Source organism: Microcoleus sp. MOSTC5, assembly GCF_036701825.1.
Taxonomy (GTDB): Bacteria; Cyanobacteriota; Cyanobacteriia; order Cyanobacteriales; family Microcoleaceae; genus Microcoleus; species Microcoleus asticus.
In genome coordinates this window covers 60,508-81,290 of the sequence record NZ_JAUBRK010000011.1, presented here as the reverse complement: position 1 = coordinate 81,290, position 20,783 = coordinate 60,508, and the positions used below count along the sequence as shown (strand labels likewise).

Below are 20,783 nucleotides of genomic sequence, written 5' to 3'. Positions count from 1 at the left end.
CTGCTTTCCTGTCAACTGACAACTGACTATTTGCCCAAATTGGCGAATATTTCTTGTATTAATTGACTGGCTTTGGCATCAAGACGATTCCAATCTACATCCCCAGTGTCATCCTCAATCAAGCTAGTGTCAATTACGACTTCCTGGCTTTGCTGTTGAGTGTGGGCGGGCTGGTAGTTGACAAAGCAGACTCGATAGCAAAGTTCCCAAATATCGACGGATCTTTGCTCGCCTTGCTTCTCTAAAATTAGTTGATAGCCCGGAATCGGAATCTGCACTTCTTGATAAGTACCCGTCCAAACTGACTCTTCTAATTGTTTGCGGATGTTGTCGAGCACTCGGATCATCGCTGGCTGCATGAGAAGTTCAGCTTGCTGCCACGCGATCGGGCTAGTTATTTTAGGTTTCATATACACGGTTCTAAAAAAGAAAATCAATAAATTCATTTTCTAGCATTGCGTGCCAACTTTTGAGACATCCGCCACAGAATGTTAAATTTAGTCGTCACCAAATTCAACAGTCAACCGTCAACAGAAACAGTTAAAGCCGTTCTCGGCTTGACGGCTAAAAACGGCTGAAACTGTTGATATTGAGTTATCCGATGGGCGATGTAGGATTTGAACCTACGGCATCCTGCGTGTAAAGCAGGCGCTCTACCACTGAGCTAATCGCCCAATTGCACTCACAGGGATTTATCATATCACAGTAACTCAGAAAGATCAAGTAAAAAAAATCCTAAACTTTAAATGCCCTCTGGCCGCACCCACGATCGAATAACCCTGTGGAGTTTGCCCGCTGTGGCCGCCCTCACGTTTGGCCAGACTCAGAGCAGCAACCTGACTTTGCTTGTTTCCGGCAGTTTCTTATTCGGCGGGCTGATGTTTGGGCCCGACTTGGATATCTACTCCTGCCAGTATCAGCGCTGGGGATGGTTCAAACTGATTTGGCTCCCATACCAAAAAAACCTGCGCCACCGCTCTTTGCTGTCCCACGGCCCTCTAATTGGCACTGCTTTGCGAATCTTTTACCTGACTACCTGGATCGCGGTTTTTGGGATACTGGGATTGGTAATTGCCGAAAAAATTGGCCCCCCTGGGTGGACTTGGGAGGATGTGGTTTTAGGTTGTTGGCGATCGCTCTGTCAACACCCCCTCGAATTTTTAGCTGTGTACGTCGGCTTAGAATTCGGCGCCATGAGCCACTATCTCAGCGATTGGGGCGGCTCTGCTTACAAAAGATTCAAAAAGCAAGAATTGAAAGAGTTACGACCGCCAAGCTCCATTAAGAAGCGCAAACGCAAACCTCGCAGCCGCACATCTAGCAAATCTAAAAGGTAAATTCCGATGTCTAATTTCCACAGTCGATCGCTCACAGCACTCAAAGAACTTATAGAAGTTGTGGCTAAATTGCGATCGCCAGACGGCGGATGTCCTTGGGATTTAGCCCAAACTCCCCAAACTCTAATTCCTCACATCATCGAAGAAGCTTATGAAACCGCCGACGCGATTCGCAAAGGAGATAAAGATGCGATCGTCGAAGAATTGGGCGACTTACTGTTACAGGTAATTCTGCAAGCTCAAATTGCCAGCGAATCCAATCAGTTTACCTTCGCCGAAATCGCTGCGGGCATTACAGAAAAACTAATTCGGCGACATCCCCACGTCTTTGGCGATGTCGAACTCAACAGCGTCGATGAAGTCAACGAAAACTGGGAAAAAATCAAAGCAGCAGAAAAAGGCACAACTTCGGAAAAGCCGACAACTTTAGCCTCGAAAATGAGCCGTTATGCCAGCACTTTGCCGCCGATCGCCGCCGGGATGAAAATCTCTCAAAAAGCTGCGGAAGTGAGTTTTGATTGGGACAATGTAGAGGGCGTTTGGGATAAATTTCACGAAGAAATTGCAGAATTTGAACACGCTCTCAAACACGAGGATAAGGCAGCGCAACAGTCAGAATTGGGAGATATTATGTTTGTGTTGATTCAATTAGCTCGCTGGTACGATTTAGATCCGTCGGCTGCTTTGCAAGGAACAAACGATCGCTTCGTGCAGCGGTTTGCGAAGGTAGAGGCTGCGTGCGATCGACCTTTGTCAGATTATGCCCCAGAAGATTTAGAATCTCTGTGGCAGCAAGCTAAAGCTTTAATTGCTAAACAAAAGGGCGATCGGTAATAACTCACTCCCGATCGCTATTGTTAAGAACAGGCAAGATGCCTGTTCTACAACAACTCAATATTTTGCTTGTGGGGTGGGCTTCTAGCCCGCACTATTGTTAAGAACAGGCAAGATGCCTGTTCCACAACAACTCAATATTTTGCTTGTGGAGTGGGCTTCTAGCCCGCCCTGAAAAGCTGATTAACAATACTGCCAGATGTCAGCAATCAACTACTCGTAAAGCTTCGCATCGTTGTATGGGGGATGTTCGCACGCGATATATAAAGCATTTGTCGGTTCCAGGGCTTCTCCTGTCACCGGATCGATCGGCTTGAGGACAAAGCATAACAGAGAGAGCGATCGCCAATCCAAATTATCCAGCTTCCCACGTTCGTAACGGTTGACTGTTGCGGCACTGATACCCACATCTTTGGGTACGGGTTGATTTGTAGCTGTGAACAGCGCCTCTTCATATCCCTTGGTTTTGAACTCTGTTTCGCTGACAGACCAGCCTGTTGTCTGTCTTGCTGCTTTTAAAATCTTCCCCAAACGCATCCGCCCCGTTTCAGTGAAGCGAACGGGACGCAATTCCTGCTCTTTGTCTACCACAGCCTTGTTAGAGAGTCCTGACATTTTTCCCACCTACGTTAACTCTCAAACTAGCACAGCATCAATGATTGAGGGTTGCACGAGCAACATCTGAGCTTAACAAGTTTAAATTCAATCTCTTTGCACTTGTGCAATAAGAATCTGATATAGTAATATGTAATTGACTCTAAACAGAACTTGCCTCTCAAGCCCTGAGTATACAGCTATGACTGCACTGTTTCGCCGCATCCAACCATCTAAAAAGCTCCGCATCACTATCAGGTCGATCGCCCAACTGCTCAAAATCAGCCAAAATCAAATTAAGCGAGTCGAATCCTGGGCTTTCGTGGTGTTTGTGCATCGGCGGGACAGAGGCGGACAATTTCTCAGCTACCGGAAGCTGGAAGAATGGCAAAATGCGATCGCGCATCATATCCAAACCTGCCCCACCCTTAGAGAACTCTCGCAGCTCAAAACATCCATTCACTACGACAGCCGGAAATTCCAAAAACAATGTCTCCCAAAAACCCTTGACTTTTTAAATCAAATGTGTATTGAAAGACAAGACGAACTCAAAATCTGGGAAAGCTTAAACAGCATTGCTTCCTAGCAGAAATTAGGCAGATTTCCTTGCCCAAAACAGAAGCGAAACATTTGCGAGCAATTGCGAGATAAAATCACCCCAAAAATCACCCGCGAATGCTCCGCCACATTCGTGAAAGCAATCACGAAAGCAATTAAGACATTGCCTGAGCGATATAATCAAAATAAGGAGCTGCTTCCTTAGCATCATCCTGATTGAGCAAAGCCAAAGAAGCTTCCTTCAAACAGCGGATAGCTTCGACCATGCCAGGAACAGGAACGCCGAGAGAATTATACATTTCCCGAACGCCAATCAAACCGATGCTCTCGATCGGCTCCTTGTCACCCGCCAAGATACCGTAGGTAATCAGGCGCAAGTACCAGCCGTAGTCGCGCAGACACAAAGCCCGTTCGCGCTGGCCGTAAGCATTGCCCCCAGGAGAGATAAAATCAGGTCGTTTTTTCCAGAGTTTTTTACTAGCTTCTTCAACAATTTTCTTCTCACTGTCAGACAGCGCAGTAGCAATACGCACCCGCTGTTGTCCGGTTTTAAAGAAATCATTGATACTTTGGAGTTCGCCGGTACTGGGATAACGAAGTTCGTCGTCGGCTTGGAGAATTAATTGGCTAACTACGCTCATTGTTATTCAAATTTGAGGATAACATTAATAAACATTCCCATCAGTTGGCGACGGGATTCTTGGTTCGCAGACTTGCCTTGCTCCTAACATTTATCAATCCTAGAAGTAGAGGGTAAATCTCCCCAAGCGTTATGCTTGATGTTCAAGCCAGTTTCCTTGTGTTCCAGGGTACTGCGGGAAAAACTCAAAAATTGCGAGTGAGAGTTTGGATGTCGGCAGACTCTTTGACTGTTTAACGAGTTTTTGCTACATCGCCCCAACAGCCTATCGCACCGACGGGATCGAGGCAACTCGCGACAAGCTCGACTCCCCGGTTGAAGCTTGGCTTTAGCAGCAAGACGTTCAGCAGCAGGAAGACAGCCTGCAATTGAGCTTGAGTGCGATGGCTTGCGCCCCGCTTCTTCGCTACGACTTATCTCAGGAAAGAGAGAGCGATATTGCATTACCATATTAAATCCTACCACGACTACTTGTGACCAAATCTAAATTCCCCACCCCAAACTCGACGAAATTGGCAAACCCTTGCCAGCAAGGTCAACTGATTGAGATAGAGATTACTGACTTGACAGACACCGGCGACGGAGTTGGTCGTTTTGGTGAGTTAGTAGTGTTTGTGCCCGATACCGTGACGGGCGATCGAGTCCTTGTCCGCCTCGTGCAAGTCAAATCCACCTATGCTACAGGCAAGCTGGACACACTTCTCGAAACCTCCGAACACCGCATCCGAGCTAACTGCATTGTCGCTGACAAGTGCGGCGGCTGTCAGTGGCAGCACGTAGACTATCAATATCAGCTTGCAGCCAAGCAAAATCAAATCATTCAAGCCTTAGAACGGATTGGCGGATTTAGCAATCCGCAAGTTGATGAAATTTTAACGGGAAAAATCGAGGGATTTCCCCAATTTTTGGGATACCGCAACAAAGCGACTTATCCCGTGGCAATATCTGCAACAGGTCAAGTCCAAGCAGGTTACTATCAAAAAAGCACTCACAAATTAGTCAATCTCAATCAGTGTCCGGTGCAAGACCCGCGCCTCAATCCTTTGTTAAAAGAAGTCAAAGAAGACATCCACTGGCGGGATTGGCCAGTCTACGACGAAAAGAAACATACAGGAGAATTGCGTCACTTGTCCTTGCGAATCGGACGGCGCACTGGCGAGATGCTGCTAACTTTAATAGTTCGCACTGGAGAGTTGCCGGGACTCGAAGAGCAAGCATCAGAGTGGCTGAAACAATATCCTCAACTGGTAGGTGTTTGTTTGAATATAAACCCCGCTCAAACTAATGTGATTTTTGGTGCGGAAACTCGCTGCCTTGCGGGTCGTTCTTATCTGCGAGAAAGATTTGCTGGGATGAATTTTCAGCTAAGAGCCGATACTTTTTTCCAGGTTAATACAGAGGCGGCTGAAGCGTTGTTAGAGGTGATGGTAGGGGAATTGAATTTGCAGGGCAACGAGGTTTTGGTTGACGCTTACTGCGGAATTGGTACTTTTACTTTACCCCTGGCAAAACAAGTAAAAATAGCCATAGGTTTAGAAGTGCAAGCGGCGGCGATCGAACAAGCCAGATTAAATGGTGAGTTAAATGACGTGAGAAATGTCGAGTTTCAGGTGGGAACTGTAGAGAGTTTGCTGCCATCCTTGGGATTGACACCGGATATTGTGCTGCTAGATCCGCCGAGGAAAGGGTGCGATCGCGCGGTTTTGGAAGCTATCAAGGAAATCAAACCAAATCGCATTGTTTATGTTAGCTGCAAGCCTGCTACTTTGGCTCGCGACCTGAAGATTTTGTGCGAAAATGGGGATTATAAGTTAGCGCGAGTGCAGCCGGCGGATTTCTTTCCTCAGACTTCTCATGTTGAGTGTGCGGCTTTTTTGGTCAGGTAAATTAAAGGGCGATCGGGCTTATTTGATTAAGTGTCAGATAGCATTTATTGCAGGTTAAATCTTTTGATGAGGTTCCTGATGCTTTTTACCTGATTAACCCGACAGAGAATGAACATTAGGTATTTGTGGTTTGGGTTAGTGGCGATCGCCCTTCAGTTAGATTGGTTTGTTGAGGGGCGATCGCACACTATTGCTCCCCTTCATTCAATTCGCTCAAAACTTGTGCCACTGCTGATGCTTGCTCTGGATACAGCCGCGCTAAATATTCACACATTTGATAGGCAGTATCTAAGTAGTATGCACAGGGAATTAACAAGTGTTTAAAATTTACTCGATCACCTGTTTCAGCGAACAATAAGGCAAGGTCACGTAAGTGCGTGTTACGGTCGCTAAGCATCGCCGCTAATGTTCTTAGAGCCTCCTCACCTTTTCCTGCAATTGCTTGTATTTGAGCAATTATCTTGAGGGCTTCCAAGCGTTTTTGTTCATCCTCAATTTTTTCTTTAGCTGCAAGGGCGATATCAAGAGTTGTAACTTGTTCTCCTTTTTTGAACTGCTCCCAGGCGATTTTCCCAAGTGCGTTTAGTTGCTGGGCTCCTTCTCTAATCTCGTTGATAATTTTAATAGCAGTGGGAAATTCCCCTATTTCTGCATATCCTATGGCTATTATAGAGAAATCTTTATCACGTTCCCGTTGTTCTTTTGTTTTTGCAGCTTCAAGAAGATCGGCAAACGTGGCTAAGGCTGCTTCGGTTTCTCCTATAGTTGATCGTGCCACTGCTATAATAGTCAAAAGCTGAACCTTGTTTGAAAAAATTAGATAAATAGGATCGGCATTTTTATAATATTCATCAGCATCATTGAGGGCTATCTTGTATTTCTCTCTTTGCTGTGGCTTTGCCTCTATCTGCAACTGTACTATACTTCTGAGTGCATCAACATGGAAGTATGGCATACGGATTGTTTCCAAAGTTCTAAGAGCAACGTCAAACTCTCCTAACCTTGCCTGTGCTTCTGCTACGAATCCAAAAGTTTTCGAGCGTTGGTATTCTTGGTTGTCACTAATCTGTTGTGCAATTTCATAAGCGCGATCGCAGATAATTTTTGCTTCTTGTATTTTTTCTGCTTCAATGAGTATTGGTACTAATATTCCTGCTAGTATATTTGCTGTTTCCATCGGATTATTCATACTTTGTGCGATTTCGCAGGCAATACTAGCGGTAGTCACTCCTACTTCTTTTTGAGCATTTTTTACCTGTACTTCTGCTACTCTTGCTAGGGCTAATAACCTGATAAAGGAGATTGAAGCTTCAAGGGGTTTTTCAATTTTAAGGACATTAGCAAAAGTAGCTCGTGCTGCTTCAGTTTGTCCAACTTGTGCCTGTACCTCTGCTATTACTCCTAGAGTTTTCACTTGCATTGATGGAATATCTATTTCTGTAGCTATCTCGAAGGCAGTAGTGAAGTCTTCTGCTTTTGCGTATGCCTCTGCTATTGCTGATAAAACTTCCTCCTTCCACTCTTTACCGCCAACCTTGTCCTTGATTTTCAGTAGGGCGGGAAAATTTTTCACTTTGCCTTGTATCCTTACTATTCCCACCAAAGCCTCCATTTGTTCTGGGTTACTCTCAATCTGTTCAGCAATTTCAAGTGCATCATCAGTAAATGGGCTTGCCTCAGCTTTGGCTATTGCAATTTCCCTCAAAGCCTGTTCCTTAAATAATGGCTCCTCAATCCTGCTTGTAGTTACAAAAGCACCAGGAAAATTTCTTGCCTTGGCTTGCGATGTTGCAATTTCCAACCAAGCCTCCGATTGATAATGCTTAATCTCAATTTCTTCAACAGTCTCTAGTGCGGTAGTAAATTCTCTTACTTGGGCTTGCTCTATTGCTATTCTCATTAAAACGTATGCTTGTCTGTCTAAAAAGTCAATTTTTTTAGCATTTTCGCGGGCATCCTCAAACTCTCTTACTTCAGCTTGTGCTATTACAATTTTTTGTAAAACATCAGTTTGCTTCTCTTCGTCTGTAATACCATTTGCTATGTCTAAATGTCTTGTGAAAATGGGTTTAATCTTGTCTTTATTTCCTATTTTGAACCACACTTTAGTTATATTTATACTTATAAAAAGTTGGTCAACTTCTGGTTTAGATTCAATTTTTTGTAGAGTGGCGATCGCTTCTTCAACCATTCCTACCTCGGCCTGAACATTTGCTAGAGCAACAAACGCATTTACTTGATGCAATGGGTTGTCTATCTTATTATCTGCTGTTTCAAGAGCTTCAGTCAAAGTGGCTTGTGCTGATGCCCTGTCGCCCACTTCTATTTGGGCTTTTGCTATATTCCCTATCAATACCCACTTTTCCCACGATGAGTTTGAAACAAGTGTTTTTACAATGTCAATAGCGTTGGTAAAGGTAGCATAATATTCTATATCTCCTTTCTGTACCTGCGCTTTTGCTATATTTAACAGCGTCCGCACTTGCCATAATATTTGTGCGCTAACGCCCTGCAAAGTTTTTAAGGCGGCAGCAAAGTTACCACGCTCGCTGAGATTCACACATAAAATACAGCGGTAGCGATCATCTAAAAGTTTTTGCTCTAAAGAAGTACAGATCTTCTCACTCACTTCAAAAACATAGGCGAGTAGGTAAGTAGCATACTCGCTTTGCCACTCTATATCTGGATGAGTTGATAAACGAGGTAATTCCTGCTGCTGCAATTGCTTCAGTGTTTCCTCTGCTTCCTCAAATCTGCCTGTATCTTTCAACTCCCACGCCAGCAATAAATACCACAATATACGCCGCTCAATTTCATATAAATCTGTCAGTCTCCAAGCTCGTTCTAAAGAGCCTTTCCGCAAAGCATCTAGGGGTGAATCTTGCGCGGTTGTCTGCAACAGTTGCCGTGCGTGTAACAGCATAAATTCTGCCATTTCTCCTGCTTTGTCTTCCTCGGCGGCGGCTAACAAGGCAGTCTGCACCGTCTTCAAAGGCAAGTCAGGCTCATCGGGAAACTGTTTAATAGAGTGCGAGTAAAAGTCTTCGTTACGTGTGATCGCATACAACGCCTCCCACTGCTTCGCCTCGCTTAAATGTTCTGCATAATGCCGCAAAGCATAAGGAATGGAGCGTTCCTGCCACCTAGCACAGTATTCAATTAGCTTGTCCCGCGCTTGCTGTGCCTGACGCCCCAGCAAACTTTGAAACTCCTGCGCTAGTAATGGGTGAGCGAAGCTGTAGAAACCTTTTTGAACACTGAACCAGCGAGTGGCCTGCCAAGGTAAAGCTGCCAAGCCCCATTCATCTAGATTGGTTAACTCTTGAATATCATCTTCTGATAGCACACCCAATGCTACTGACAGCAAGGCGAACAATTCCTTGACTTCTGGGTGTTGCCTTATCTGTGCTACATTTGCCAGTTGTTGAAACTGCTGCTTTACATAGATAGAAAAGCCCTTGGGAGTTCGCGCTAAAATGGAGTGCAGATCAATTCCTTGTTTTACTGCATGACTCAACTCATCAATTAGATAACTCAGGTAAAGTGGAAAGCCTTGAGTAATTTCATCTAATTGGGTAACGAAATTTGTATCTTCGGCAAATACTGCTAACTCACCGTCACCAGTTTCTCGTAACCAGTCTGCGATCGCTTCTCTTGGCAAATATTCAAGGTGCAACTTTTGCGATTTTTCTGTCCAGTTTTCTAGATATTTTGGCTCTTCGTCGGATTCTGCTCTCGCTGAAACAATAACAAATACATTCTGAGGCAGAGGAGTGAGAAAGGGTAGCGAGAAGGGCATTTCGGCTGCGTCGATTTCATCTAAGGCATCTATAACAATGACTAAGGGCTTATCTTGCCTGGCGCCACGCTCTTTTAATATGTTGTATAGCCTTTTCCTTAACTCATCTAGTTCGTTTGGCAGTTGCTCATGGTAGAGTTCGTAATAGCTATAAATTTGTCGTAATAAATTCCAATAAGCACTCTTAACATAGCGGGTTTTATCATATTGTTGGCTGAAGAAATGATAGGCAATAAAACATCTGTTACCTTGCCGTTCCCGGATCCAGTTAGCCAAAAGTGATGTTTTACCCAAACCAGCACCAGCCCTCACGAGCATTACACCACTGGAGTTATCAGCTAAAAAATTGTCCAGTTTTTGGAAATTTTCTGAACCTCCTACAAACAACTCAGTGGATTCGTTGATAATTTGATCAACTTTATCAACTACTTCCCAGTCAGGTTCTTTTCTTTCTTCACCAAAGTTTGCCTCTAAAATTTTTTCAACTTCACGGGCTTTCTCAATTTGGAATTTAGCAACCTCTCCAAGGATATCCCGATAATCCCAAATATCGTTTTTGACATCAAAACTCAACTTACCCTGAATTATTTTGTTAATTTCTGTATCCGAGTAGTCTTTTTGTCTGTCTGTGATTATATAAATAATTATCCGATCGTATTTTTCGTAAAGTTTGTGTTCAACAAACTCGGTTAATGTATGTTTAACTTTTTCAATACCACGCGTGGATGTAATTTGAAAAGCCACTCTTGCAGTTTCATCACCTAAATCAACGCTGGGGTAATTACTACCTTCTGTAAAATCCAAATCCTTCAGATTTTGATAGCCATAAACTTCAGCAAGGAGAGGAATTAATATAGTTTGAGCAAGTTTATTAATGTCTGTTTTTTGCATTGCTGTTGCACTCCTAACCTGCTCAACAAACCGTGACATCAAAACTCTAATTCTTTGTTGCGATCGCTCAAGATTCATACTCTATATTCAGAAACTGATTTACTTCTGGTTATTATTGTACCTTACAGGGAATCGCCCTGATTTTCCTGCTTTGCGATCGCCCCTCTCCCCTCCTCAATCTTAAAGTGCGATCGCCCTTATTTTCCCTGCATTGCGATCGTGCCTCGGACATCTCAAATCCAAAAGTGCGATCGGCATCCCTAAGTTAAGATATAAACTGAGAAATCACCCTGATAGTAATACGACAGGAATGTGCGATCGGAAATTCTCAAAATCTTTATCAGTAGTGAAAATGGTGTAGCCTCGACGATGAGCAACGGCACATAACAGAAAATCAGTATTTGAACCCTGAACGCCATTACTGCGACAGGTATTGAAAAACTCTGCGGCTAACTCATAATCTTCAGTTGTTAGCTCTAAATCAGGAAAAGCACGAAGATACTCTCGCAATCGAGCAAACTGTTCCTTGTAGCGTACCCCAGAAAGCACCTCCTGACGAATCGCCCCCAGTAAAACAACTCGTCCATCTGCAATCAAATCACGCAGTACATTAACAATAGCGATCGCATCATTTGTTGTGTTGCGCCGCAAGGCCAACGACCAAACGGAACTATCAACAAGAACATTCATAAAGTTTGTCGCTGTTGCTTGTAGTTATAATCTTCATCGTAATCAATAGTACCAAACAATTCCATTACTTTTAGTTGTTTGCGACGTTGAATGTACTCGCGTAAAGCTGCTTCGATTAATGTAGTAGGTGTTGGATGGTTACTCAAGTCAAGGGCTTCTTGAAGGAGAGTTTTGTCAATTTCGAGCGTAGTTACCATATATTTTCCTCGTGCAAGTAGGGTATCACGCAATTGCCACCGAACAATGCTGTAATTTTAGTGTAGCACTGAAACTCTATCAATGGGCGATCGCTTTCTGCATTTAGTTCGCGGGAGAATGAAAAGCCTGTTTAGCTTGCGTAAGTCACGCAAGTCGGCATTTATGAGGACTGCTCAAAGCTCGCGATTTGGAAGCTTCGATTGCAGCGGGCATCACCTGTCATTTATTTAAAATACTGATTTCCAACGATGACATCGATTTGAAGCCTGTAACGCAATACCTCAAAGCAGTTTGATAATGCTTTGGGTGTAGCGCAATTGTCCCTTTTTCAAAGTGCGATCGTCCTTATTTTCCGAAAGTGCGATCTCCTTAAAATCATGTCAAAGATATTCAATCCTTCCGATCATTTCTTCAGGCGCATACACTTCATAAATTAAAATCAAACTACGGATAATCTCGCCCACAGAACGAGAATTAGGAGGACAATAGACAATACCCGGATAATCTGTGGTATCGCTTGCCATAATTAAAAAATCGTCATCGTGAGTTACTATCACGCGCTGCTGTTCGCGAATAAATGCCAGGTGTGACTCATCGCTTTTAGTACGCAATCCTGCATCAACTGTTGTTGTAACATCTATCCCGTAACGACGCAAACCACGCGCAATGTTAGAGTCAATATGTTCGTCTAAATGAAAACGAATTGGCTCACTCACCTCTAATTGCCCTCAATTTTTCTTGTAACGGAGATGGTGAACTATTTCGCTTTAATTCTTCCACAATAGCTCGACTTTCAGCAGTGCGACGATCGATTTCTTCTCGACGATCGTAATAATAGGTCATTGCAGCATGAACTGAGGCAAGTGGTAAGTCATACTTGCCGGCAATTTCTTCTATAGAAATTCCCATTCTCAGATACATTTCGGCGATGTGTGCTACAGCAATTCGATGGCCCGCAATGCGTGGCTTACCACCAAGTACCCCAGGCGTAATTTCGATATGTTCTGTGATGACTGATTCCTTAGACATCTTAGTTAAACCCTCTTAATCAGTAATGTTTAAGCTCTTTAATCTTAGCACAAACAGATGCAGCGCGATCGCGCTCTGGAAACATTAATTGCCGCCGACATCCCGCGTCATCTATTTAAAATACTGATTTACCGCACGTTTAAGAATTTGACCTACAACTCCGTAGCTGTCACCAACTAATCCATCGATTTCATGTTCAAATTCTGGTCTTCTCTACATTCTATTCAATCGCATAGCCTTGATTTCTCCCCCAATCTATCCAAGCTGATACATAAAAGTTGTCAACTATATCAGGGGGAATTATAGCATTTTTGTTGAGAATATTTTGAGCAGTATTAGGTGAAAGACTTTCTGGGTGTGCGAGTAAGTTTTTGATGCCTATTAAAAGTAATTATTCTATCGATACATTCAAGTCGTTAGCGAGTTTTTGTAACTTCAGGAGGCGCTCATCTGAAAGGGCGATCGCGATCGTATTCATTTGACTTACGCTCCTAGCCTGATGCCTTAATTATAGCCAATAAATCACTGAGCTTTCGTCACAGTTAAACAAAATTATAGGATGCGTTAGATATTAATTCTTTCAATTTCAATAGGTTTTAAGGATCAGACGCACCCTACGAACAGTATTTCGATCGCCCTCAGTGCCAACTAGATGCAAGCTAGATCCAGTCCGGCCTGAATCGGGGGGAGTCCTAAAGTATAGAATAGAGGTTGCCGAACCGGCACACCGCCCGATCGCTCGTCCCCAGCAATTTGTTACCCTAAAATTAGAATCTTCGCTCCCTCAACTCCCTCCCATGAACAACGCTTCTCCACTGATTCAAACCGTCACACCCGAACGCTGGGCCGGCTTTAGTATGGACTTTATAGGGGCGGGTTACACGGGTGTGTTGGTCAAAAACGGCCGCGCCGTGCGTACCCTAAAATCCGGGCGACATTTCAGCTTTGCCCTTCCCCTGCTGGAACAGTCTCAAATTGTCCTCGTAGACACCAAACTCCGCAATTTGGAGGTGCAGTCGCACGGAGATTTTTTGTCTAAGGATCGGTTTTTAATTGATGCCACTCTGACCGTTATTTATCAAGTTATAGATCCGAAACGGGTAGCTTTGGAATTGTCCGATCCTATAGGTGCTTTAGCAAGTGCAGTTAAGGATTGTATGGGATTAGCGATCGGGCAAATACCCCTACAACAGCTTATCAGTCAAGGACGGCTGTTGCTGCGCCAAAATTTGCTCGATCGCGTCCAAGATTTTTATACTCTAGGTTTTAACTTAGAAGACGTGCGAATTGGCGATGTCAGCTTTCCCGAGACTAACGGAGTTATTCGCCAAGTTGAGGGAATGAGTGCCCGACAGGAAGCAGAAAATGCCGCCGCCCTGCAAATGAGAATTGCCGAAGCCGGTCGTCCGATTGTTCCTCAATCTCCCGTACAGCAGTTAAACTTAATTTCAGGTAATTCTCCTGCGAGTCTTCCAGCTTCAGACACAGCAGCAGGGTTCGATCGAGATTTACAACAACTAACACAACAACTTGCTCAAAACAGTCTCCCTGCTGGGAGAAATCCTCCCCAACTTGCACCGACGGTACTCGCAAGCAGCGATCGCAAAACAACCGCATATTTAATCTACAAACTTTCTGGAGAAGCGATCGCCCTAACAGCCAATCCCTTTACAATTGGACGCGAACCAACCAACACTTTAGTATTGCAAGATCCGCAAAGTTCGCGCTACCACGCTCAAATCCGCCGCGCCACTGACGAACTTGGCAAACAGCGATATCAGCTTGTCGATAGCGGCAGTTCCAACGGCACTTTTGTGGGTGGGCAGAGGCTGGCTGCTAACGAGCCTTTTTGGCTGCCCAATGGCTGCGAAATTGCGATCGGCGACCAAAAATGGATCTTTCAAAATTCGTGAGTGAGAGAGATGAAGATTTGTTTAAACAGCAGATTAATACAGATAAATCCCATCGGCGTTCATCAGTGTTTATCTGCTGACATCTGCGGTTGAAAAATCCCAATCTAAGTAACTTGCTTTAATCACGATATACAATTAATAGATGCCGAATCTACCATCAACAATATGAATGTTTTTTTTACCGCACATAAACGCAGATAAATACAGATTAATTCCATCGGCTTTCATCTGTCAGGTTTCTGTAGGGGCGTTGTCAAGAGTCCTCGCCCTTCCGACACAGCTTGACAGCTTCTCCCTCCCCGATTCCCTATACTCCCAGGTAGAAGTCTCTTGCCAACCTTAGGGGGGATATCTCCACAAGCATTTCGAGCGACAATTTGTCAAGATTGAAAATATAAGTAGAGGACAACCCCATGAGCTTTTCTATACAATCTGTTTACAACTGGTATCGCGATACCCTCCGCAACCCCAAGTACCGCTGGTGGATTATTCTGGGAACGCTGGCATATCTGGTAAGCCCGATCGACATCGCCCCAGACTTTCTTCCCGTCGTCGGACAAATTGACGATGTGGCGATCGCAGTCTTGCTGATTTCCGAAGTGTCCCAAATGGCGATCGACTACTTTAAATCCCGCCAAACAGAGACAGCTTCAGCATCCGAAGCCACCGGTGCCAATTATTCTGAAGCCAAAGGCAGCACCGTTGACGTAGATGCAGTTTCTGTAAAATAATTGCCAAAAATAATCGATCGCTACAACCCCGACTTCTTCAAGAAACCGGGGTTTTTGTTTTTTAAATGGCAACTGCTCAGATCGTGCTCTAAAGCTGGTAATTTTAACTATGGTCAATCTGTGTTAACAACAAATTTTTATAGATGAAGTTTAGTGAAATAGTACAAAAACTTAATTTAGCCACCAGTAGCAGCCTCACAGCGTCGGTTGCTACCGATCCGGAAATTACTGGCGCGGCCCCAGTCGATGAAGCTCGATCGGGCACAATCAGTTACATAGAAGGTGCTAAATTTGCCTCTCATACAGCCTCGACAAATGCTTCTGCTTTAATTTTGCCCTTAGATGAAAGCCTCCAAGCTCAATGTGACGATCGCAACATCGCTTGGATTGCCGCAGCAGATCCGCGACTGCTGTTTGCTGAAACGATCGCCCTTTTCTATCAACCGTTTCGCCCAGCATCCGAAATTCATCCCTCAGCCGTCGTTCACCCCTCAGCAGAAATTGGTGAAAATGTCTATATCGGCCCCCACGTCGTTATTCAAGCAAAAGTCAAAATTGGCAGCAACGTTTGCATTCATCCAAATGTCGTAATTTACCCAGATGCGGAAATAGGCCCCGGCACAGTTTTACACGCTAATTGTGTCATTCACGAACGTACTCGCATCGGGGCAAATTGCGTGATTCACAGCGGTGCGGCGATCGGCAGCGAAGGTTTTGGGTTCGTGCCGACAGCCACAGGGTGGGTGAAAATGGAGCAGTCTGGCTGCACTGTATTGGAAGAGGGCGTTGAGGTTGGCTGCAACAGCACGATCGACAGGCCCGCTGTCGGAGAAACCCGCATCGGCCAGAATACAAAAATCGACAATTTAGTACACGTAGGTCACGGCTGTCAAGTAGGAAAAAATTGCGCCTTTGCCGCTCACGTTGGCATGGCCGGCGGGGTAAAAATTGGCAACAATGTAATTTTGGCAGGTCAAGTGGGAATTGCCAATCAAGCCAAAATCGGAGATGGGGCGATCGCCACTGCCAAAGCCGGAATTCACAGCGACGTGCCTGCAGGTGCGATCGTGACGGGCATTCCAGCAATTCCCCACAAACTATTTCTAAAAGCCACAGCAATCTACAACCGCTTGCCCGAAATGTACCAGTCTCTGAGGCAAATTCAGCGCAAGCTCGATCGGTAAGTCAGTTGGTAGTTGGTAGTTGGCAGTTGTCATCAGAAACCTCGGAGAAACCAGTGCGTTTACGTCGCCGATCAAGCTGTGATGAATGCTCGTCAGTTTTCCCTCAGTTGTAGCACTCCCTACCACTAAAGAAAAAGCTGATATATGATATGTACTGGAACTATGCGTCTAGCTCTAGATGGAAAAACAGGAATTTCTCGACCTGCTTAAGCAGGGTGTAGATAGCTGGAACTTTTGGCGACAGAAAAATCTTGATGTAGAGGTAGATATTAGCTATATTAGGTTCCGTCGAGACTTCAGCGGGATTGACTTTAGTGGGGTTAACCTCAGCGGCTCGGACTTCAGCGAGGTAGATATAAGCAGGGCTAACTTCAATGGTGCTAACCTCAGCGGAGCTAATCTTAGCGAGGCTCAACTCATTGAAGCTGACCTTACCGATGCTAACCTCAGCAAGGCTAACCTCAGCGAAGCTGACCTTACCGATGCTAACCTCAGCAAGGCTAACCTCGTAGGAGCTAACCTTAAAGAGGCTCATCTAGCTAATGCTAACTTCCGTGATGCCGATCTGAGTGGAGCTAACCTCAGTGAAGCTTACCTTCTTGGGACTGACCTTGGTGAAGCTAACCTCAGTAAGGCTAACCTTAAGTCTGCTGAGGTCATTGAGGCTAATCTTAGTGGGGCTAACCTCAGTGGAGCTTACCTTAATGGAGCTAACCTCAGCGGAACTGACTTCAGCAGGGCTAACCTCCGTAAGGCACACCTCGAATACAATGGATATGATTTCCAGGGAATTAATACTAATCTAATTGAGAGTAACCTCAGTGGGGCTAACCTCAGTGGGGCTAACCTCAGTGGGGCTAATCTTAACGGGACTGAATTCTATGGAGCTAATCTTACCAAGGCTAATCTTTCACACACTCAAGCAGTAAATGCTCAATTCGCTTTTGCCAAGTTTACTGGAGTCTGTATTGAAGGTTGGCAATGTAATAAGGCGAATTTCAATGGAGTAATTTGTGAGTTTGTTTATTTGGATTCTAACAGGCGAAAACCCTATCCCGTAGCAAGAAGATTTACTCCAGGAGAATTTACAAAAGTTTTCCAAAAAAATTTTAAAACAATTGATATAGTTATCTGCGATGCTATTGATTATGAAGCTTTTGTCTACTCATTTAAAGCTCTGCAAGCCAAACATGAAGATGTTCAGTTAGACATCCAGAGCATAGACGAGAAAGGGGAAGATATTTATGTAATTAAGGTTGGTATGTCTCCGGATGTAGATCGGAAGGAAACTCATGCGGAATTCATGCAAATCCATGAATTGATAAGCGAATCTCTGGAAGAAAAATATAGAACAGAGATTTCTGTTAAAGAAACTCAAATCGTACAGTATCAGCAGGAAACTCAAACTTTAAGAGAAAATATTAATAATCTACATAACATACTTCAACAGCAAACAGAGGTACAAAAACTCATGGCAGAAACTCCTAAATACGATCTTCGAGGTTCAAAGTTCGGTGGTGGCTTCGCTGGAGATGGAGGAACACAGATAGGTGGAATTCTAAATGACTACTCATCTAAGCAAAGTCTGGATGAAGCAGCAGCAGAAATTTCACAGCTTTTGAAGCAACTAGAAGAAACTAATCCTACTACAACTGAGACAGAAAAAATGATAATTGCAGCCAAGGCTGCTGATGAAATAAAGAATAATCCCACCTTGAAAGCACGAGTGATTGGCGCCTTCAAATCAGGAGGTACTGAAGCATTTAAAGAGGCGGTAGATAACCCGCTAGTTAATGTTTTGGTAGCAATTATTGAGGGATGGATGCAAGCAGATTAGAAGCTTGGCCCATCACAGTCCTCCACAATCAAAAGCTCGCGGCTTTCCGATCGTTAAAGAGGTAATATCTCGTCAGATAAAAGCTAGGACTCAATTAGTCATTGCAATAGAGTTGATGCGTCCAGGACTATAGCTATTAAAATGTGGAATCACCTAAACAACCTGCGACTGCTGTCGCCGTCAATACCAGCAATTGTCAAAATAATCTTGTTTTTCTCAACTTGGATTGTTGTGTGGCTTCCCGCAGCGATTGTGCTGGCGATCGCCCTCAAATGGCATCCGCCCCAACCCCTGGGAAACAAAAAACTACCTTTACTAGCTTCCCTATACGTGATTGTCCCCTTCATTTTATGGGCGACAAGTTGGATAGAAAACACATCTTTTACTAACTGGGGTTGGGAATTGCAACCCGCAGTTTTGATGTCATTACTGCGGGGATTAGGATTAGGAATAATCAGCTTAGTAATTTTATTCGGTCTGCAATTAACAGCAGGGTGGATCGAGCTAAAAAAAAGCGAAACTTCCACCACCGAAACAGTCGAAAAACAAATTAATTTTTGGACTTTAATTTTTAACCCTGCTAGTCTGCTGACTCTGTTATTAGCAGTGTGGATTAGCGCCACAGAAGAGTTAATCTTTCGCGGCTGCTTGCAAACAATCCTCCAGCAAGATTACTCAGTGCTAATCGCAGCAGCGATCGCCAGTTTCATTTTTGCGATCGCCCATCTAATTTGGGCCGCCAAAGAAACTCTACCGCAACTGCCCGGATTGTGGCTGATGGGGATGGTTTTAACATTAGCCCGCATCGCCGACAATGGCAGTTTAGGATTGGCGATCGGCATTCACGCAGCTTGGATTTGGGGTATAACTACCGTAGATACGGAAGGCGCAATTAAACCTACTTCTAGGGTACCAGAATGGATTACAGGAATTGCCGCCAAGCCTCTAGCAGGTGCAGCCGGAATTCTGTTATTGCTAGCAACAGCAGCCGTACTGTTCTTAATTAAAAATTAAAACCTAATACCCCAAACCCCTTTAAAATTACCTCTACTCTTCCTCTCTTCCTCTGCGCCCTCTGCCGTAAAAAAAGATTAGATTCAATCAAGCGAGAACTAAAACCACAAAAAACACAGATAACACAGGCATTAATCTACGTTAATCGTCGGTTAAAATTCAGACATTAATTCAAATGTCGATCGATCGTCACAATCGAAACCGGATTCAGCGCGTCAAAACGAGTTGAATTTCCCCCAGCCAGAGAACGCGACAATTGCACTTGCACGATTCGGTAACTCCAGTGCGGTTCTCGGCGCACCCGATCGCCCATCCAGCTCAACACAGTAGCAATATCCTCAAAAGCATCCAAAGCCAGCACGATCGAGCCTCCAGGAAGCAGCCGCAGGGCGCAAACGCCCAAAATTTTAGTCAACCCTCCGCCACTACCGCCAATAAAAATCCGGTGCGGAGGACGCAAGCGGTGCAAGATTTCCGGGGCAGTTCCATAAATCGAAAACACATTTTGGAGGCCAAAACGGCCGTAGTTGAACTCGATCGCAGAAGTACCAGAAACCGTTTGTTCGATCGCATAAACCTCAGACTGCGGGAATAAACGAGCAATTTCGATCGACACAGAACCGTTACCAGCACCCACATCCCAGACAACTTGTCCCGGTTGCAAAGCCAATTGTGCCAAAACCAACACCCGCACTTCACGTTCCACCGTCAAACCAGGCTTGTCGCCACAACCGATAAAAGCTGCATCCGGTATTCCCAACAAAGGCAACTTTTCCAAATCCAAAGGTTCCGTCCCCGCCGGGGACTCCCGCAGCATCACAACGACGCTCAGCGGTGCAAAAGACTCTCCCAGCAAAGCTGACAGAGAACGCAGGCCCACCCGCTCGTCAGCAGAACCCAAATTTTCGCAAACCCAAAACTCGTAGCGTGTAGGCAAATCTAGAGCTTTTACCCAAATTGCCAGGGCTGCGGGAGTATGAGTTTCGTCGGCGAGCACTGCAATTTTCTCGACACCGAGCTTGAGTTTGGCAGTCAGTTCCTCAAAATAACGTCCTTGAGAACCCACAAAATGAGCGTCTTGCCAAGGGATTTGCAAGCGATTAAAAGCCAACTGCACAGAACTGACGTGGGGGTGAAAAGTCAATTTTTCTGCTGGCAATTGGGCAATTAACAACTTTCCCCAGCCGTAGAACAGCGGGTCGCCGGCCACTAAAATTACAATGAGTTGAGACGAGGGGGTAGAGGGGGGCGAAAAAGTCCCTGGATCTGGCTCTAAATTCGCATCAGTCGCCAACCAGCGCTTAATTTCTAGAATTGCTGCCGTCAAATCTTCCAACACCCAGATCTCGCAGGAATGGTGCGGGAAATAGCTCAAATGGCGATCGCTCCCTATTAGCAGAGCGGCCATTTCTACAACCTGCCGCGCCGATTCGCTCAGCCCAGCAGCTCCATCTAAACCTATACCAACAACGTGTACTGTCACTTTTTAAGCAAAAAGTAAAAAACCAGAATTACTGATTTTTCCTGGTTTTTCATAAATTTTTTCCTTGACTTTACTGTCAAACAAAAATAATTAAAGCATTTAATAGGCAATATCCTGACTATTGTCACAGGAGAGAGGGGGCGAGAGAGTGGGAGATGGGGAGAG

At 44.7% G+C, this 20,783-nt stretch carries 19 protein-coding genes and 1 tRNA gene; 10 read left to right on the top strand and 10 right to left on the bottom strand.

The genetic code is table 11. The features are described from left to right. Positions 1-26 precede the first annotated feature (26 nt). The gene (locus QUA54_RS08205) at positions 27-410 is read right to left on the bottom strand and encodes a hypothetical protein (protein ID WP_333190978.1); all 384 of its coding nucleotides are present in this window, start codon (positions 408-410) and stop codon (positions 27-29) included. Positions 411-602: 192 nt separating this feature from the next. Beyond that, positions 603-674 (bottom strand) — tRNA-Val (locus QUA54_RS08200). Positions 675-746: 72 nt separating this feature from the next. On the opposite strand from QUA54_RS08200, the gene QUA54_RS08195 reads away from it, so the two are divergent. Together QUA54_RS08195 and mazG are read left to right on the top strand one after the other, a co-directional pair. Further along, positions 747-1,337, top strand: coding sequence for a metal-binding protein (locus QUA54_RS08195; protein WP_333201344.1), 591 nt, complete (start codon positions 747-749; stop codon positions 1,335-1,337). 6 nt (positions 1,338-1,343) lie between these two features. After that, positions 1,344-2,171 (top strand): nucleoside triphosphate pyrophosphohydrolase, encoded by an 828-nt coding sequence (gene mazG / locus QUA54_RS08190; RefSeq protein ID WP_333414114.1) that lies wholly within the window; start codon positions 1,344-1,346, stop codon positions 2,169-2,171. Positions 2,172-2,384: 213 nt separating this feature from the next. On the opposite strand, the gene QUA54_RS08185 is transcribed toward mazG, so the two are convergent. Then, positions 2,385-2,786, bottom strand: coding sequence for a helix-turn-helix domain-containing protein (locus QUA54_RS08185; RefSeq protein ID WP_172192721.1), 402 nt, complete (start codon positions 2,784-2,786; stop codon positions 2,385-2,387). Between the two features lie 181 nt (positions 2,787-2,967). Here QUA54_RS08185 and QUA54_RS08180 point away from each other — a divergent pair, with 181 nt between their 5' ends. After that, positions 2,968-3,351, top strand: a complete 384-nt coding sequence (locus QUA54_RS08180; protein ID WP_333414113.1) for a hypothetical protein — start codon at positions 2,968-2,970, stop codon at positions 3,349-3,351. A gap of 127 nt (positions 3,352-3,478) precedes the next feature. On the opposite strand, the gene QUA54_RS08175 is transcribed toward QUA54_RS08180, so the two are convergent. Beyond that, positions 3,479-3,964: an allophycocyanin subunit alpha-B gene (locus QUA54_RS08175; protein ID WP_172185605.1), complete on the bottom strand. Its 486-nt coding sequence runs from the start codon at positions 3,962-3,964 to the stop codon at positions 3,479-3,481. Positions 3,965-4,436: 472 nt separating this feature from the next. Between QUA54_RS08175 and rlmD the strand changes: the two genes are divergently transcribed. After that, positions 4,437-5,849: a 23S rRNA (uracil(1939)-C(5))-methyltransferase RlmD gene (gene rlmD, locus QUA54_RS08170; RefSeq protein WP_333414112.1), complete on the top strand. Its 1,413-nt coding sequence runs from the start codon at positions 4,437-4,439 to the stop codon at positions 5,847-5,849. 187 nt (positions 5,850-6,036) lie between these two features. Here rlmD and QUA54_RS08165 read toward each other — a convergent pair whose 3' ends face one another. From QUA54_RS08165 to QUA54_RS08145, 5 genes are all read right to left on the bottom strand, one after another. Next, entirely contained in the window at positions 6,037-10,617 is a 4,581-nt protein-coding gene (locus tag QUA54_RS08165) for an SMEK domain-containing protein (RefSeq protein ID WP_333414111.1), read from the bottom strand. A 207-nt stretch (positions 10,618-10,824) separates the two neighbouring features. Next, a complete protein-coding gene (vapC, locus tag QUA54_RS08160; RefSeq protein WP_333414110.1) occupies positions 10,825-11,229 on the bottom strand; it encodes a type II toxin-antitoxin system VapC family toxin in 405 nt (134 codons plus the stop codon). Next, the gene (locus tag QUA54_RS08155) at positions 11,226-11,426 is read right to left on the bottom strand and encodes a type II toxin-antitoxin system VapB family antitoxin (protein ID WP_333033791.1); all 201 of its coding nucleotides are present in this window, start codon (positions 11,424-11,426) and stop codon (positions 11,226-11,228) included. Before QUA54_RS08155 ends, vapC begins: the two co-directional genes overlap by 4 nt. 381 nt (positions 11,427-11,807) lie before the next feature. Further along, a complete protein-coding gene (locus QUA54_RS08150) occupies positions 11,808-12,143 on the bottom strand; it encodes a DUF5615 family PIN-like protein (protein WP_333414109.1) in 336 nt (111 codons plus the stop codon). Then, positions 12,136-12,456, bottom strand: a complete 321-nt coding sequence (locus tag QUA54_RS08145; protein ID WP_333414108.1) for a DUF433 domain-containing protein — start codon at positions 12,454-12,456, stop codon at positions 12,136-12,138. The genes QUA54_RS08150 and QUA54_RS08145 overlap by 8 nt, the downstream gene beginning before the upstream one ends. A 57-nt stretch (positions 12,457-12,513) precedes the next feature. On the opposite strand from QUA54_RS08145, the gene QUA54_RS08140 reads away from it, so the two are divergent. The 6 genes from QUA54_RS08140 to QUA54_RS08115 all read left to right on the top strand — a co-directional run bounded on the left by QUA54_RS08140 (position 12,514) and on the right by QUA54_RS08115 (position 19,135). Beyond that, on the top strand, positions 12,514-12,636 hold the full coding sequence (locus tag QUA54_RS08140; RefSeq protein WP_333414107.1) for a hypothetical protein: 123 nt from the start codon (positions 12,514-12,516) through the stop codon (positions 12,634-12,636). A 617-nt stretch (positions 12,637-13,253) separates the two neighbouring features. Beyond that, the gene (locus tag QUA54_RS08135; RefSeq protein WP_333414106.1) at positions 13,254-14,369 is read left to right on the top strand and encodes an SPFH domain-containing protein; all 1,116 of its coding nucleotides are present in this window, start codon (positions 13,254-13,256) and stop codon (positions 14,367-14,369) included. A 413-nt stretch (positions 14,370-14,782) separates the two neighbouring features. Next, entirely contained in the window at positions 14,783-15,100 is a 318-nt protein-coding gene (locus QUA54_RS08130) for a YkvA family protein (RefSeq protein WP_333414105.1), read from the top strand. A gap of 143 nt (positions 15,101-15,243) precedes the next feature. Beyond that, complete coding sequence (gene lpxD / locus QUA54_RS08125) at positions 15,244-16,284, top strand: UDP-3-O-(3-hydroxymyristoyl)glucosamine N-acyltransferase (RefSeq protein WP_333414104.1); 1,041 nt, start codon at positions 15,244-15,246, stop codon at positions 16,282-16,284. Positions 16,285-16,462: 178 nt separating this feature from the next. Next, on the top strand, positions 16,463-18,121 hold the full coding sequence (locus QUA54_RS08120; RefSeq protein WP_333414103.1) for a pentapeptide repeat-containing protein: 1,659 nt from the start codon (positions 16,463-16,465) through the stop codon (positions 18,119-18,121). Positions 18,122-18,262: 141 nt separating this feature from the next. Then, entirely contained in the window at positions 18,263-19,135 is an 873-nt protein-coding gene (locus tag QUA54_RS08115) for a CPBP family intramembrane glutamic endopeptidase (protein WP_333414102.1), read from the top strand. A 166-nt stretch (positions 19,136-19,301) separates the two neighbouring features. Here the strand turns inward: QUA54_RS08115 and cbiE are convergent, their stop codons facing one another. Continuing rightward, a complete protein-coding gene (gene cbiE / locus QUA54_RS08110) occupies positions 19,302-20,618 on the bottom strand; it encodes a precorrin-6y C5,15-methyltransferase (decarboxylating) subunit CbiE (protein WP_333414101.1) in 1,317 nt (438 codons plus the stop codon). Positions 20,619-20,783 lie beyond the last annotated feature (165 nt).